Genomic DNA, 14,743 nt, shown 5'->3' with positions numbered 1-14,743 from the left:
GGCCAGCTTCCGCCGCCAGCATAGGGCCCGGACCGAGGCTTGTCGCCATCCGGCCCCGCGGCACGCTCCCGCGCCCGGTTCGAGACGCTTCGCCGTACCGGCTGCCGCCCCTTCGCGCCGCCCCCAGACCGATCGTGAAAAGACTCAGTTGACTACCATGGTAGCCTACCGTTAGATGCCACGGCTCGCGAGCAAGCGCCCGAAAGCGGCGCAACGCGACCGCCACCCCAGGGGCGCGCCAAGCGCCGGACAGACACGCAGAGACGGATGGATTCCATGGAACAGACCTGGCGCTGGTTCGGCCCCAACGATGCCGCCACGCTCGCCCATGCGCGCCAGGCAGGGGCCACCGGCATCGTCACCGCGCTGCACGACATTCCCTATGGCGAGGTCTGGCCGCTGGAGGCGATCCTCGAGCGCAAGGCGATGATCGAGGCCGACCCGTCGCTCGGCCTCACCTGGAGCGTCGTCGAGAGCGTGCCGATGCATGACGACATCAAGCTCGGCCGCGGCGATCTCGACCGGCTCTACGGGAATTTCCGCCAGACATTGCGCAATCTCGGCCAGGCCGGCGTGCGCACCGTCTGCTACAACTTCATGACCGTGCTGGACTGGACCCGCACCGATCTCGCCGTGCCGCTGCCGGGCGGTGCGCGGGCGCTGAAGTGCAACATCCACGAGGTCGCCGCCTTCGATTGCCATGTGCTGCAACGCCCCGGCGCCGAGCGCGACTATGGCCAGGACGTGCTGCAGCGGGCCAGCGAATGGATGGACACGACGCCGCCCGAGGCGAAGACGAAGCTGCTCGCCAACATCATGGCCGGCCTGCCGGGCGCCTTCAAACGCTACGGCATCGAGGAACTGCGGGACGTGCTCGCCGAGCAGGCCGAGATGAACCACCCGAAGCTGCGCGCCAACCTGGTGCGGTTCCTGGAAAACGTCCTGCCGGCGGCGGAAGAGGCCGGCGTGGTGATGTCGATCCATCCGGACGACCCGCCGCGCGACCTCATGGGCCTGTCGCGCATCGTCAAGAACGCCGACGACATCGATTTCATCCTGAACGCCGTGCCGTCGTCCTCGAACGGCCTGACGCTCTGCACCGGCTCGCTTGGCGCCAATCCGCAGAACGATGTCGCGGCGATCGCCAAGCGCTTCGCCAGCAAGATCTTCTTCGTCCACCTGCGCAACGTGACCAAATATCCGGACGGCTCGTTCATGGAGGCCGAGCATCTCGGCGGCGATGTCGACATGGTCGCCGTCTGCGACGTGCTTCTCGCTGAACAACAGCGTCGACGCGATGCCGGGCTGCCGAATTCTCTGCTACCGTTCCGGCCCGACCATGGCCACGAGCTCATCGACGATGTCACCCGTCCCACCCATCCCGGCTATCCCGTCATCGGCCGCCTGCGCGGCCTCGCCGAACTGCGCGGCGTCATGGCGGCCCTCGCCCACCAGCGCGGCTATGTCCTCTAGATGAGCCGCCCTCCCCGCATCCTCTCCGTCGGCGCGCTGACGCAGGACACGATCTACCGGCTGGACGACCTGCCGCGCGGGCCGGGCAAGTTCATTCCGATCGAAGCCGTGCAGAACGCAGCCGGCATGGCGTCGAGCGCCGCCACCGCCGCCAAGCGTCAGGGCGCCGAGGTGGCGCTCTGGGCCAGCGTCGGCGACGACATGCTGGGCCAGGAACTGATCGCCGAACTGTCGGCCGAGGGCATCGACTGCTCCGGCGTCCGCCGCGTCGCCGGCGCGCGCTCGGCGATCGCCACCATCCTGGTCGACGCCCGCGGCGAGCGGATGATCGTGCCCTTCTACGACCCACGCGCCACCACGGCGCCGGAATCGCTACCCTTCGACATCGCCGGCTTCGACGCCGTTCTGGCGGATGTCCGCTGGCCGGCCGCCGCCGCGATGGCGCTGCGGGCTGCCCGGGAGGCCGGCGTTCCCGCCATCCTCGATGCCGATGTGGCGGCAAGGCCGGTTCTGGAGAGCCTGCTGCCCTTCGCCAGCCACATCGTCGCCTCGGAACCCGCCGCCGCGATCCTCTGCGGCGACGAGATCTCCGCGCCGGAGGCGGTGCAGGCGCTGCATACCCGAACCGGCGTGTTCGTGGCCGTGACAGCCGGCGGCGACGGCACCTTCTGGCGCGATACCGAAGCCGGACGCATTCGCCATACGCCCGCGCCGAAGATCACGCCGGTCGATACGCTCGCCGCCGGCGACGTCTTCCATGGCAGCTTCGCCGTCGGCCTCGCCGAAGGCTGGGACATGGAGCGAACCATCCGCTTCGCCAGCGCCGCGGCGGCGCTCAAATGCCTGAAGTTCGGTGGCCGCCTCGGCGCCCCGAACCGGGCCGAAACGCTCGCCATGCTGGAAGGACAGGTCGCCTGATGACCCCGGATATCCTCGAACCGAAGCTGCGCCGCGCCGCGATCATGCCGATCGTGCAGCCCCGCTCGGTCGATTTCGTGCTGTCGCTGGTGGCGGAACTCGCTGCAGGCGGGGCCGAGGCGATCGAGATCGTCATGCGCAGCGAAGCGGCACTGCCGGCGATCGAAGCCTGCCGTCGCGACTTCCCGGAGCTGCTGATCGGCGCCGGCACCATCCTGACCAACGAACACTACGACGCCGCCGTCCAGGCCGGTGCGCAGTTCGGCATCAGCCCCGGCTTCCTGCCGTCCGTCTGCGCGCATGCCAGGAAGGGGCCGATCACCCTGGTCCCCGGCGTGCAGACGGCGAGCGAGGTGATGGCCGCACAGGCCGCGGGCTTCGATCTCCTGAAGTTCTACCCGTCGGAGCCGGCCGGCGGCACCGTGGTGCTGGCCGACTTCGCCAACATCTTCACCACCGCCACCTTCATGCCGAGCGGCAAGATCCAGCTTTCGCACCTCGCCGGCTACGCCAAGCTCCGCAACATCACCTCGGTCGGCGGCTCCTGGATGTATGCCGAGGGCTCGACCGAAAGCGTGCGGGACCGGATGGCGGCGTCGCTCGCCGCCATGCGCAGCGTCCGCGGCTAACACGACATCCGGCCGGCCAGCGATGGCCGGCCGCTTCCAATGCCAGAATCCGCCCATCTGACTACCATGGTAGTCGAATGAAGCGAACGAATGAGGGGAACGCCGCATGACGGCAGCACAGCAACAACGAGCCCTGGTCACGGGCGCCGCCATGGGCATCGGCCGCGCCGTCGCCGAAAGGCTGGCGCGCGACAAGGCGTCCATGGTCCTGCTCGATCTCGCCGCCGAGCCGCTGCAGGCGCTGGCTGGCGAGCTGCGCGAGCAGGGATGCGACGTGCACGCCGTCATTGGCTCCGTCGCCGACCGCGACGCCTGCGAACAGGCGGCTTCCGTCGCCAGGGAGGCATTCGGCGGGCTGGACCTGCTCTCCCACAATGCCGGCATCCAGCGCTATGGCACGGTCGAGACGACGGACGATGCGCTCTGGGACGAGGTGATGAACGTCAACCTCAAGGCGGCCTAGCTGATCTCGCGCGCCTCAATGCCGATGCTGCGCGAGAGCCATGGCGCCATCGTGCTGATGTCGTCGGCGCAGGGCCTCGCCAGCCAGGAGGGCGTGCTCGCCTACTCCGTCGCCAAGCACGGCCTGATCGGCATGACGAAATCCATGGCCGTCGACTACGCGCCGCTCGGCGTTCGGGTCAACGCCGTCGCGCCCGGCGCCGTCAACACGCCTATGCTGCGCGACGCGGTGGCGCTGAACGACGACCCGAAGGCGCTCTGGCGCGTGCTCGACGGCATGCATCCGCTCGGGCGCACGGCGCGGCCGGAAGAAATCGCCGAGGTGGTCGCCTTCCTCGGTTCGAACGCCGCCTCCTTCGTGACGGGCGAAGTCGTCCGCGTCGATGGCGGCCTGCTGTCCCGCATCGGCGGCTCCCCGCGCAAGGATTAAGCCCGTGTCCAACGTCACCCTTCGCGAACTGGTCAAGGTCTATGGCCGCCAGGTGGCCGTCAAAGGCATCGACCTCGAGATCGAGGCCGGCAGCTTCGTCGCCTTCGTCGGCCCTTCCGGCTGCGGCAAGTCGACGACGCTCCGGATGATCGCCGGACTCGAAAGCGTCTCGCATGGCGACATCGTCATCGGCGGACGACGCGTCAACGACGTGCCCTCGCGCGACCGCGGCATCGCCATGGTGTTCCAGTCCTATGCGCTCTACCCGCACATGACCGTCTACGAGAACATGGCCTTCGCCCTCAAGGTGGCGAAAGTCCCGCGGGAGGAAATCGACCGCCGCGTCCGCCACGCCGCCGACATCCTGCGCCTGACGGACTACCTCGACCGCCGCACGACGGCGCTCTCCGGCGGCCAGCGCCAGCGTGTCGCGATGGGCCGCGCCATCATCCGCGAGCCGCAGGTCTTCCTGTTCGACGAACCGCTCTCCAATCTCGACGCCCAGTTGCGCTCGGCGATGCGGGTCGAGATCAAGCGGCTGCACCAGCGCCTCGGCACGACGGCGATCTACGTGACGCATGACCAGATCGAGGCCATGACCATGGCCGACAAGATCGTCATCATGCGCGATGGACTGATCGAGCAGGCCGGCGCGCCCCTCGACGTCTTCGAGCGCCCGGCGACCCAGTTCGTCGGCCAGTTCATCGGCTCTCCCGCCATGAACATCCTCGCCGGCCGGATCGCCCGCGATGCCGACGGCAAGGTCGCCGTCGCCGTCGACAGCGGTCCGGTGATCGCGATCGACCCGGACGGCTTCGCGCCGCTCGAGCCCGGCCGCCGGGTCTCGCTGGGCATCCGCTCCGAGGACATCGTGCCGGAAGGGCACGGCATGCCGCCCGACAGGGCGCACCGCTTCGACGCGCGCGTCACGCTGACCGAGTCGCTCGGCAACGAAACCCTGATCTTCGCCGAATTCGGCGGCACGGACGTGACCAGCCGGATGCAGCGGCCGAGGCCGGTCTCCGAGGGGGAGACCCTGACCTTCCTGCTGAACACGGAACGATTGCACCTCTTCGAGGCGGATACAGGCCGCTCGTTGCGCAGATAACAGAACGAAAACGCAAACGCTCTGGAGGAGAGCCATGCAGAAGAAACTGACCAAGCTCCTGGCCGCGGCGGCCCTGGGCCTCGCCTTCACGGCGACGGCCGCTTCGGCCGATCCCGTCACGGTCTTCCACGACAAGCCGTTCTACCAGTCCGGCTGGGACAGCCTGACCGCCGCCGCCAAGAAGGACGGCATCGACCTCAACTTCAGCGCCTACGCCACCGACCAGTTCCAGGCTTATATCCAGTCGAGCCTGATGTCGGGCGAGGCGCCGCAGGCCTTCACATGGTGGAACGGCACCAAGCTGAAGGAAATCGTCGACAGCGGCCAGTTGGCGCCGCTCGACGACCTCTGGGCCAAGAAGATCGCATCCGGCGAATATGACGCCTCGAGCGCCGCGCCGTTCACCGTCGACGGCCATATCTACGGCATGCCGACCGGCCTGAACCGCTGGGTGGTGCTCTACAACAAGGCGCTGTTCGAGAAGGCCGGCATCGCCAAGCCGCCGGCGACCTGGGAGGAACTGATCGCCGCCGCCGACAAGCTGAAGGCCGCCGGCATCACGCCCTTCAACGCCACCATCCAGGACGGCTGGCGCGGCTTCGTCTGGTTCCAGGAGCTCCTGATCCGCACCAATCCGGAAGCCTATGCAGCCCTCAACCAGGGCAAGCTCAAATACACGGACGAGCCGGTCAAGAACGTCTTCAAGATCTGGACCGACTTCTACCAGAAGGGCTACTTCACCGACCCGACCAGCCAGGAGGAGCCGCTCGACTTCGCCCGCGGCAAGGCTGGCATGTACCTGTTCGGCGACTGGGTCATCGGCCTCGTCGAAAAGGGCGGCGTGAAGGCCGGCACCGATTTCGGCGCCTTCATCATGCCGAACGTCGATCCGTCGCTGCCCAACTCCGTCATCGTCGAAGGCGCGCCGATCGTCATCACCAAGGCCGGCATGGAGAACCCCGACGTCGTCAAGTTCGCCGACTGGTACATGGGCGAGAACGCCATGAACAGCTGGGCGACCGATCCCGGCCTCTACGCGGGCAACCTCAAGGCCAAGACGCCGAACCCCATCATCACCGACCTCGCCAAGATCGCGACCGACGGCAAGTACAACTCGATCACCCGCTACTGGGAGGCCTCGCCGTCCGAGATCGTCCTGCCGGCGGTCGAGGAGTTCAACCGCTTCATGACCAACCCGTCGCCGGAACAGGCGGAGAAGGCCATGGCGAACATCGAGGCGATCGCCTCGCAATACTGGGCCAGCCACCAGTAACCGACGATCCCCGGCAGGACCGCCCCGCGCGGCCCTGCCGGCACCTGCAGGGGAGACACGACGTGACGCGAGATCCAAGAGCCTTTGTCCTGCCGCCCGGCGCACCGTCGATCGACACGATGATCGCCGCCGAACGCCGCCGCGCCCGCAAGAGGCTCTGGACGGCGCTCGCCTTCATGGCGCCGGCGATCGGCTTCGTCGCGATCTTCCTGCTGCTGCCGGTCGTCTTCAATCTCTACGCGTCGCTGACGCAATGGGCGAAATTCTCCGGCCTCAACCAGTTCGCGGGGCTCGCCAACTACCAGCGCCTCGCCTCCAACCCAAAATTCTTCGACGCCACCTGGAACACGATGATCTGGGTCGCCGTGTCCTTCGTGCTGCCGGCCACCATCGGCCTGTCGCTGGCCATGCTGGTGCGCGGCGTGAAGGGCGAGGAGACGTTCAAGTCGATCTTCTTCCTGCCGCGCATGTTCTCGGCCACCGCCGTCGGCGTCGTCTGGTATTACGTCTATGCCAATGAGGGCATCATCAATTCCGGCCTGCGCGCCGTCGGCCTCGGCGGGCTCGCCAATCGCTGGCTCTACGAGAGCCACCTCGCCACCCCGGCGATGATCGTCACCCATATCTGGCAGCAGGTCGGCCTGATGATGGTGCTGCTCCTGATCGGCCTCAACGCACTGCCGAGCGAGCCAATGGAGGCGGCGAAGGTCGATGGCGCCTCGCGCGGCCAGATCTTCCGCCACATCATCCTGCCGCTGCTGATGCCGACGCTGATCATGGTCACCACCGTCTCGGTGCTCGCCGGCTTCACGTCCTTCGACCTGGTCTGGGTGATGGGCCGCGACTTCCCCAACCGCTCGACGCTGACGCTTTCCGTCAACCAGTACTGGGAATCGTTCCGCGCCGGTTACTGGGCCTATGGCTCGGCCATCGCCGTCGTCCTGGGCATCATCGCGATGAGCATTTCCTGGTCGCTCGGCGCGCTCCAGCACCGTCTCGACAAGCGCTGAGGTTTCTCCATGTCCGCAACGACCTTCGACCTCGCCAGCCTCGACTTCGACGCCATCGCCCGCCGCAGCGACCAGGCGCGCACCCAGCGCGTCGTGATGTTCGCGATCACCGCCATCCTGGCGCTCGCCTGGGTGACGCCGTTCTATTACCTCGCCATCTCGATCTTCAAATCGAACGCCGAATACGGCATGGGCAGCCCGCTCGCGCTGCCGACCTCGTTCGCGCCGGTGCTGGAGAATGTCGCCGAGGCCTGGACCAAGGCCAAGATGGGCTCGGGCATGCTGAACTCGCTGATCTACGGCGTGGTCGGCGGCGCGGCGGCGATCTTCATCGCGGCGCTCGCCTCCTACGGGCTGACCCGGATCGATTTCCGCGGCAAGGGCTTCTGGTTCATGCTGATCTTCTCGGGCACCATCTTCCCGCTGCAGATGTACCTGATCCCGCTTTTCATGGGCTACAACAAGCTCGGGCTGACCAATTCGCGCCTCGGCATGATGCTGTTCTACACCGCCGTCTGCATCCCCTTCCCCGTGCTGGTGCTCCGCAACTACATGGCCGGCCTGCCGCGCGAGATGGACGAGGCGGCGCGCATCGACGGCTGCTCGGAATTCCGCATCTTCCGCTCGATCATCCTGCCGAATTGCTGGGCGCCGATGGCGACCCTGTTCCTGATCCAGTTCACCTGGATCTGGAACGACCTGATCTTTTCCATGGTTCTCACCAACCGCGAGGATGCACGCTCGCTCATGAACGGGCTGATGGTGCTACAAGGCAGCTATGCCAACACCACGCCGAACGTCGTGATGACGGCGACCCTGCTCGCCAGCCTGCCCAGCGTCCTGCTGTTCCTGCTGCTGCGCAGACACTTCATGAATGGTCTGAAACTGCAGAGCCTGTAGGATCCCGGAAATGGCGCGAGACAGCGTGGCCCGACCCAGTTCGGTCTTCTATCCCGAGACGACGGCTGCCGGATCCGTGGCGCAACGGACCTTCGACATCCTGCTCGACGAGATCATGGCGTTCCGCCTGAAGCCGTTCGAGCTGATCTCGGAAAAAGGCCTGTCAGAGGCGCTGGGGGTCAGCCGCACGCCGGTGCGCGAGGCGCTCGCCCGGCTGGCGAGCCTCGGCCTGATCGACATCTACGCCCAGCGCGGCAGCGTCGTAGCGCCGCTGCGCCTGGCCAACCTGCGCAAGTCGCAGTTCCTGCGCGAGGCACTGGAGGTCGGCCTGATCGCCCGCGCCATCGAAAGCCCGGAGCGCGACGAACTGGTCCGCAAGCTCCGGAACGAGCTGGCGATCCAGGACACGCTGCTGCAGATATCCGACGACCAGCGCTTCTTTCGCTCCGACGAACTGTTCCACCAGCACATCGCCGCCTATGCCGGCTTCCCCGGCATCTGGGCCGATATCAGCGCCGCCAAGCTGCATATGGACCGCTTCCGCCATCTGAGCTTCCCGCGCATGGACAGCGTGGCCGAGGTCATCGAGCAGCACCGGACCATCGCCGCCGCCATCGAGCGCGGCGACCAGCAGGCCGCCGAGGCGGCGATGCGCCACCATCTGCGCCGCGTCTTCTCCGTGCTCGGCCGGGTCCAGGAACGCTACCCGGAGTATTTCTCGGCCTCGAACCAGCCCGAACCGTCGCGCATCCAGCGCTTCGAGGGCGAGATCCGGGTCGGCGAACCCGTGACGTCCTGACGTTCCTTCCGTCCCGAGGCCGCCTTGAAACGGCGCCCCGGCGCTCTCTTTAAGGAGAAGCCGGGCCACGTTCCGGCGTGCAGCAACACGTCTTCCATCGGGATGGATCATGAAAACCTACAAGGTCGGCTACTTCATCGGCAGCCTCGCCAAGGGCTCGATCAACCGCAAGCTCGCCGGCGCGCTGATCAAGCTGGCGCCGCCGAACCTGCAGTTCACCGAGATCTCGTTCAAGGACCTGCCGCTTTACAGCTATGATTACGACGCCGATTTCCCCCCGGTCGCCAAGGCGTTCAAGGCGGCGATCGCCGAGAACGACGCGCTGCTGTTCGTCACGCCGGAATACAATCGCTCGATCCCCGGCGGCCTGAAGAACGCCATCGACTGGGCAAGCCGGCCCTATGGCACCAACTCCTTCGCCCGCAAGCCCTCGGCGGTGATCGGCACCTCGCCGGGAGCCATCGGCACCGCCGTCGCGCAGCAGAGCCTGCGCAGCGTGCTCTCCTTCTGCAACGCGCCGCAGATGAACGCGCCGGAGGCCTATATCCAATTCAAGCCGGGCCTGATCGATGACCAGGGCGAGGTCACGGACGAATCGACCGAGACCTTCCTGCGCGGCTACATGGAATCCTTCCACATCTTCATCGCGCGGGTAATGCAGGTTCTGCCGCGCGACGCCTGATCGCCCCCTGCCGCACCGCGCGACCGGCCTACCCAAGCCGGACGAGGTGGCGCGGCAAATCGTTCAGGATCTCGATGCCGGTCTCCGTGACGAGGAGGCTGTCCTCGATCGTCAGCGCGCCGATGCCCTTGCCGTAGAACGGCGTCTCGAAGGCGAGCGTCATGCCGGGTTCGAGGACGACATCGCTGTCGGCGGCGAAGAACGGCCATTCCTCGGAACCGACGCTGGCGCCGATCGAATGGCCGTAATGGCCGCGCCGATAGCCAGGGTAGCCGGCGGCGCGCATGGCGCCGACCGTCGCCTCGAAGACGTCACGCATCAGCGCGCCCGGGCGGATCGCCGAAAGCCCGGCCTCGTAGGCGGTTTCCAGCGCGGCATGGACGTCGCGCGCGATCCGGTCCGGCTCGCCGTACACGAAGCTGCGCGCCGTATCCGAATTATAGCCCTCGACGATGCAGCCGACATCCGCCTTGAGGATGGCGCCGGGGACCACCGCTCCGCCGCCGCTCCATGGATCGGGGCCGACCGACATGTAGTCCCAAAGGCCGGTCAGGCCGGGCTCGCCACGCGCCAGGACGGCCGCGGCGACGCCATCGCGCCAGAGCCGGGTCATGTCCTTCGGCGTATGGCCGGCCTCGATCCCGGCGGCAAGCGCCTGGAAGCCCGCGTCCGACAACGCGCAGGCGCGGCGGACGCAATCGATCTCCCGCGCCGACTTCACCGTCAGCAACCGGCGCAGCACCTCCGAGCCATCGACCCATTCGATCTCCGGCAGCGCTTCCTTCAGAATGGCAAAATCGGCGGCCGGCATGAATTCGAGATCGACGCCGATCCGCGCCCGGTCGAGCCCGTTTTCGCGCAGCAGGTCGCCCAGAACGGCGAAGGCCCCGGAAGCGGAATAGGTGGTCGGACGCGGCGGGAAGCTCGCTTCGCCGCCATTCTCGCGGCGATAGGCTTCCGTCACCAGCGCAGCCGTATCGACGCCGGCCGGATCCAGCCCTTCGATATCCACCAGATCAATCCAGAGCGGATGGGTCCGCAGGTCTATCTCCGGCGCACGGCGCGCCAGCACGTCGGCATTGAGATCGCCGACCACGACGCCGATCCGCGCCGCCGGATCGGACGGCACCAGCGCCGTCGCACCACCGGCTCGCCGCCACATGGCGGGTACCCCGGCCGGCAAGCCGGTCGCATAGGTGAAATTCTCCGGCTGGGTCAGCACCAAGGCGTCCAGCCGGCGCTCGTTCAGGAGGCGCCGGGCGCGTTGCCGGTCAAGGTCAGCCATGATCAGCCCTCCCCCTCATAGCCATAATCGGCGCGCGCCGCCTCGGCCGAGATGAAGCCATCGCGAAGATCGTCGCGGATCTTGGCGGGATCGCGGCCGGCGGGATCGCCATGGCCGCCGCCACCCGGCATTTCCAGGATCAGCCGGCGGCCGGCCGGGATCGTCTGGTTGCCCTTCGAGCGCAGCACCGTGCCGTCGTCGAGACGGAGCAGGCCGCGCCGCCCCTCCGCGCCGCCGTCGCGGCCGCGCGGACCATAGACGGTGCGGTCATAGGCGGCGTTGATGGCGAAGGGCTTGCCCTCGCCGTTCTCGATCTCGATCACCTGGCCGAGCCCGCCGCGCTGGCGGCCGGCGCCGCCGCTGTCGACCAGATACTCCTTGCGGCGGAACACCACCGGCGTGATCGTCTCGGTGATCTCGACCGGCACGTTGCGCACGCCGCTCGGAAACGCCGTCGCCGAAAGCCCGTCGGCGCGCGGCCGCGCGCCCGTGCCGCCATTGTGGAAGCTCGCGACGATGAAGCTGGTCGCACCGCGCAGTTCCTCGGCCGTGGCGTCGACGCGGCCGGGGCCACCGCTGAGCACGATCGGCCAGAGCGGCGAGGCGCTCTCGGCCGGCACGGCGAGGCCGGGCACCTGCGCGAGGCAGCCGATGACGAGATCGGGCAAGAGCTGCCCCAGTATGTGGCGCGACACCACGGGCGCGGGGCGCTGCACGTTCAGGATACTGTCGGCCGGCGCCGTGACGCGGATGGTCGCGAGCGAGGCGGCATTGTTCGGCACGGTCGGCGCGACGATGCACTTCACGCCGAAGGAGGCATAGGCCTCGGTGTAGCAGATCGGCACGTTGACGGCGTAGGGCGATGGCCCGTCCGTGCCGGCGAAGTCGACCAGGATCGCGTCCTCGGTGACGGTCAGCGCCGCCTCCAGCCGGATCGGCCTGTCGACGCCGTCGGCGGTGAGGCTGTGCCGCCACGTTCCCTTCGGCAGCGCCGCGATCGCGGCGAGGCTCGCCTCGTGGCTGCGCGCGAAGATGAAGCCGCCGATCTCGTCGAGGTTCGCAAGGCCGTATTCCCGCATCAGGCCCAGCAATTGCCGGCCGCCGGCCTCGTTCGAGGCGATCAGCGAATAGAGGTCGCCACGCACCGCGACGGGATCGCGGACATTGACCGAGATCAGCTCGAACAGCGGCTCGACGATCGCGCCGCCGTCGACGATCCGCGAGATCGGGATGTTCAGCCCCTCCTCATAGACCTGCCGGCTCTCGATGGCCGTGTTGCGGCCGCCGATGTCGACGATGTGCACGGTCGCCGCGAAATGCGCGACCGGACGCCCGTCGAAGAACACCGGCGTCACCACCACGACGTCGTTCAGGTGTCCCGTGCCCATCCAGGGATCGTTGGTGATGAAGACGTCGCCGGGCTTCATCGTCGCGGCCGGGAAGCGCGCCAGGAAATGCGACACCGACTTCGCCATCGAATTGACGTGGCCGGGCGTGCCGGTGACGGCCTGGGCGAGCATCCGGCCCTCGACGTCGAACACGCCGGCCGAGAGGTCGCCGGCCTCGCGCGTCGCGGTGCTGAAGGCGGTGCGGATCAGCGTCTGCGCCTGCTCCTCGACGACCGAGATCAGGCGGCTCCACATCACCTGAAGCTGGATTTCGGAATGCACGGCCCGGCTCATGCTGCGGCTCCCGCTTGCTGCTTCGCCTTGAGGCGGATGTGGCCCGCGGCGTCGATCACCGCGTCGAAGCTGCGCGGCACGATCGTCGTCGTCTGCGCCTCGGTGATGACGGCCGGACCGGCGACCCGGTGGCCCGGCGCCAGCGCCGTGCGGTCATGCGCCGGCATGGCGACGCAGGCCTCGACGGCCGGGTCGAACACGTCGCGCGTGGCGGCCGGCGGCGGCGCTTCGCGCGTCGCGCCGATCGCAACCGGCGTCACCGCGCCCGGCTCGGTCGAGACGGTCACGGTCCAGGTCAGGATCTCGACGTCGAGGCCCGGAATGACCCGGCCATACAGCGCCTGGTAGTTACGCTCGAACTCGGCGCGCAGCGCCGCCGCGTCATCGGGTCCGAAATCGCGCACCGGCATGGCGACGACGACCTCGTGGCCCTGGCCGCGATAGCGCATGTCGGCGCTGCGCAGCTCGACCAGCCGCGCGTCAGGGGCGCCCTTCTGCACCTCGGCCCGCGCCCGCGCCGCCATGTCGGCGAGCGTGGCGTTGATCGGCGCGGCGTCGAAGGCGGAAAGCCGCGTGAACAGGCTCTGAACCAGTTCGAAGGCAATCGGCGCGCGCAGGAACCCGACGGCCGAGCCAACGCCGGCCGAGGCCGGGATGATGACCTCGCTGATGCCGAGCTTCTCCGCGACGCGGCCGGCATGCAGCGGCGCCGCGCCACCGAAGGCGATCATGGTGCGCGCCTCGAGGCTCTTGCCGCGCTCGACGGCGTGCACGCGGGCGGCGCTCGCCATGTTCTCCTCGACGACCTCGCTGACGCCATAGGCGGCGATTTCCGTCGAAAGCGAGAGCGGCGCGCCGACCGCGCGATCGAGCGCCGTACCGGCCAGCGCGGCGTCGAGCGTCAGCCGGCCGCCGGCGAAGCCCTTTGGCGCGATGCGACCTAGCAGCACGTCGCAATCGGTGACCGTCGGCTCCGCGCCGCCGAGGCCGTAGGAGGCCGGACCCGGCGAGGAGCCGGCGCTTTCCGGGCCCACAGTAATGCGCCGCGCCGTGTCGACCGCCGCGATCGAGCCGCCGCCGGCGCCGATCTCGACCATCTCGATCACAGGGATGCGCACCGGCAGGCCACTGCCCTTGGCGAAGCGGTAGCGCCGGTCGACCTCAAAGAACCTGGACTTCTGCGGCAGGTGATCGTCGATCAGGCAGATCTTGGCGGTGGTGCCGCCCATGTCGAAGGAGAGTATTTCGGAGAGGCCGCATTCGGCCGCGAGCTGCGCCGCGAGGATGGCGCCGCCGGCAGGGCCGGATTCGACCAGCCGGATCGGGAAACGGCCGGCCGTCTCGAAGGTGGTGAGCCCGCCGCCCGAGGTCATCAGGAATTTCGGGCAGGTCGCGCCGGCGTCGTCCAGAAGCGCCTCCAGCCGCACCAGGTAGGACGCCATCAGCGGCTGCACATAGGCGTTGGCGCTCGCGGTCGAAAAGCGCTCATATTCGCGGATCTCGGGGCAGACCTCGGCCGACAGCGTGATGCGCAGCTCCGGCAGGCTTTCGGCGAGGATCTCGGCGGCGCGGATCTCGTGCCGGGCATCGACATAGGAATGCAGGAAGCCGATGGCGACGCTCTCGATGCGCTCGGCCCGGAGCACCGGCACAAGCGCCGCGACGGCCGCCTCGTCGAGCGGCTCCAGCGTCTCGCCGCGCGCGTTGATGCGTTCCGGCACGGTGAAGCGCAGGCGGCGCGGCACCAGCGGCTGCGGCTTGTCGATGAACACGTCGTACTGGTCGAAGCGGTTCTCGTAGGCGATCTCGACGCTGTCGCGGAAGCCGCCCGTCGTGATCAGCGCGGTGCGCGCGCCCTTGCGCTCGATGATCGCGTTGGTGGCGAGCGTGGTGCCGTGCACGATCAGCGTCAGCTCGGATGCCGCGATGCCGGCCTCGCCGAGCAGGAAGGAAATGCCCTCCATCGCGCCGCGCTCGGGCGCGTCGGGCGTGGTCAGCACCTTGGTCGAGAGCGCGCCCTCCGGTCTTTCGAGGACGACATCGGTGAAGGTTCCGCCGATATCGAAGGCCAGCCGGGCAAAGCGTGTCATGG

12 protein-coding genes and 1 pseudogene are annotated in these 14,743 nt (G+C 68.2%); 10 read left to right on the top strand and 3 right to left on the bottom strand.

What is annotated here, in order from left to right; translation table 11 throughout:
* The first annotated feature begins 276 nt into the window (after window positions 1–276).
* From uxuA to WFK98_RS01090, 10 genes and pseudogenes are all read left to right on the top strand, one after another.
* Window positions 277–1,473, top strand: coding sequence for a mannonate dehydratase (gene uxuA, locus WFK98_RS01135; RefSeq protein ID WP_266340884.1), 1,197 nt, complete (start codon window positions 277–279; stop codon window positions 1,471–1,473).
* Entirely contained in the window at window positions 1,474–2,391 is a 918-nt protein-coding gene (locus WFK98_RS01130; RefSeq protein WP_336798995.1) for a sugar kinase, read from the top strand.
* A complete protein-coding gene (eda, locus tag WFK98_RS01125) occupies window positions 2,391–3,020 on the top strand; it encodes a bifunctional 4-hydroxy-2-oxoglutarate aldolase/2-dehydro-3-deoxy-phosphogluconate aldolase (RefSeq protein ID WP_336798994.1) in 630 nt (209 codons plus the stop codon). The genes WFK98_RS01130 and eda overlap by 1 nt, the downstream gene beginning before the upstream one ends.
* Before the next feature lie 106 nt (window positions 3,021–3,126).
* A pseudogene (locus WFK98_RS01120) lies at window positions 3,127–3,912 on the top strand (SDR family NAD(P)-dependent oxidoreductase).
* 4 nt (window positions 3,913–3,916) lie between these two features.
* Entirely contained in the window at window positions 3,917–5,020 is a 1,104-nt protein-coding gene (locus WFK98_RS01115) for an ABC transporter ATP-binding protein (RefSeq protein ID WP_336798993.1), read from the top strand.
* A gap of 34 nt (window positions 5,021–5,054) precedes the next feature.
* Window positions 5,055–6,293 carry an ABC transporter substrate-binding protein gene (locus tag WFK98_RS01110; RefSeq protein ID WP_336798992.1) on the top strand — a complete coding sequence of 413 codons (1,239 nt, stop codon included), beginning with the start codon at window positions 5,055–5,057 and terminating at the stop codon, window positions 6,291–6,293.
* Between the two features lie 62 nt (window positions 6,294–6,355).
* On the top strand, window positions 6,356–7,303 hold the full coding sequence (locus WFK98_RS01105) for a carbohydrate ABC transporter permease (RefSeq protein WP_266340878.1): 948 nt from the start codon (window positions 6,356–6,358) through the stop codon (window positions 7,301–7,303).
* A gap of 9 nt (window positions 7,304–7,312) precedes the next feature.
* The gene (locus WFK98_RS01100) at window positions 7,313–8,203 is read left to right on the top strand and encodes a carbohydrate ABC transporter permease (RefSeq protein ID WP_336798991.1); all 891 of its coding nucleotides are present in this window, start codon (window positions 7,313–7,315) and stop codon (window positions 8,201–8,203) included.
* 10 nt (window positions 8,204–8,213) lie between these two features.
* Window positions 8,214–9,002, top strand: coding sequence for a GntR family transcriptional regulator (locus WFK98_RS01095; protein ID WP_277614374.1), 789 nt, complete (start codon window positions 8,214–8,216; stop codon window positions 9,000–9,002).
* Window positions 9,003–9,111: 109 nt separating this feature from the next.
* Window positions 9,112–9,684 carry an NADPH-dependent FMN reductase gene (locus tag WFK98_RS01090; protein ID WP_266340875.1) on the top strand — a complete coding sequence of 191 codons (573 nt, stop codon included), beginning with the start codon at window positions 9,112–9,114 and terminating at the stop codon, window positions 9,682–9,684.
* Window positions 9,685–9,712: 28 nt separating this feature from the next.
* On the opposite strand, the gene WFK98_RS01085 is transcribed toward WFK98_RS01090, so the two are convergent.
* Genes WFK98_RS01085 through WFK98_RS01075 form a run of 3 tightly spaced genes read right to left on the bottom strand, consistent with a single transcriptional unit; the run spans window position 9,713 to window position 14,741 of the window.
* A complete protein-coding gene (locus WFK98_RS01085) occupies window positions 9,713–10,969 on the bottom strand; it encodes a Xaa-Pro peptidase family protein (RefSeq protein WP_336798990.1) in 1,257 nt (418 codons plus the stop codon).
* Window positions 10,970–10,971: 2 nt separating this feature from the next.
* Window positions 10,972–12,651 carry a hydantoinase B/oxoprolinase family protein gene (locus tag WFK98_RS01080; protein WP_336798989.1) on the bottom strand — a complete coding sequence of 560 codons (1,680 nt, stop codon included), beginning with the start codon at window positions 12,649–12,651 and terminating at the stop codon, window positions 10,972–10,974.
* Window positions 12,648–14,741 (bottom strand): hydantoinase/oxoprolinase family protein, encoded by a 2,094-nt coding sequence (locus WFK98_RS01075; RefSeq protein ID WP_336798988.1) that lies wholly within the window; start codon window positions 14,739–14,741, stop codon window positions 12,648–12,650. The genes WFK98_RS01080 and WFK98_RS01075 overlap by 4 nt, the downstream gene beginning before the upstream one ends.
* Between the last annotated feature and the right edge of the window lie 2 nt (window positions 14,742–14,743).

It is taken from the genome of Kaistia sp. MMO-174, from assembly GCF_037147815.1.
GTDB classification, from domain to species: domain Bacteria; phylum Pseudomonadota; class Alphaproteobacteria; order Rhizobiales; family Kaistiaceae; genus Kaistia; species Kaistia nematophila.
The sequence above is the reverse complement of the archived record's forward strand: the minus strand, read 5'-3'. Positions and strand labels throughout refer to the sequence as shown.

What these genes read in the sequence shown, in the direction of transcription:
- uxuA (WP_266340884.1), top strand. Translation starts at nt 277, where the DNA reads ATGGAACAGACCTGGCGCTGGTTCGGCCCCAACGATGCCGCCACGCTC.
- WFK98_RS01130 (WP_336798995.1), top strand. Translation starts at nt 1,474, where the DNA reads ATGAGCCGCCCTCCCCGCATCCTCTCCGTCGGCGCGCTGACGCAGGAC.
- eda (WP_336798994.1), top strand. Translation starts at nt 2,391, where the DNA reads ATGACCCCGGATATCCTCGAACCGAAGCTGCGCCGCGCCGCGATCATG.
- WFK98_RS01110 (WP_336798992.1), top strand. Translation starts at nt 5,055, where the DNA reads ATGCAGAAGAAACTGACCAAGCTCCTGGCCGCGGCGGCCCTGGGCCTC.
- WFK98_RS01100 (WP_336798991.1), top strand. Translation starts at nt 7,313, where the DNA reads ATGTCCGCAACGACCTTCGACCTCGCCAGCCTCGACTTCGACGCCATC.
- WFK98_RS01095 (WP_277614374.1), top strand. Translation starts at nt 8,214, where the DNA reads ATGGCGCGAGACAGCGTGGCCCGACCCAGTTCGGTCTTCTATCCCGAG.
- WFK98_RS01090 (WP_266340875.1), top strand. Translation starts at nt 9,112, where the DNA reads ATGAAAACCTACAAGGTCGGCTACTTCATCGGCAGCCTCGCCAAGGGC.
- WFK98_RS01085 (WP_336798990.1), bottom strand. Translation starts at nt 10,969, where the DNA reads ATGGCTGACCTTGACCGGCAACGCGCCCGGCGCCTCCTGAACGAGCGC.
- WFK98_RS01080 (WP_336798989.1), bottom strand. Translation starts at nt 12,651, where the DNA reads ATGAGCCGGGCCGTGCATTCCGAAATCCAGCTTCAGGTGATGTGGAGC.
- WFK98_RS01075 (WP_336798988.1), bottom strand. Translation starts at nt 14,741, where the DNA reads ATGACACGCTTTGCCCGGCTGGCCTTCGATATCGGCGGAACCTTCACC.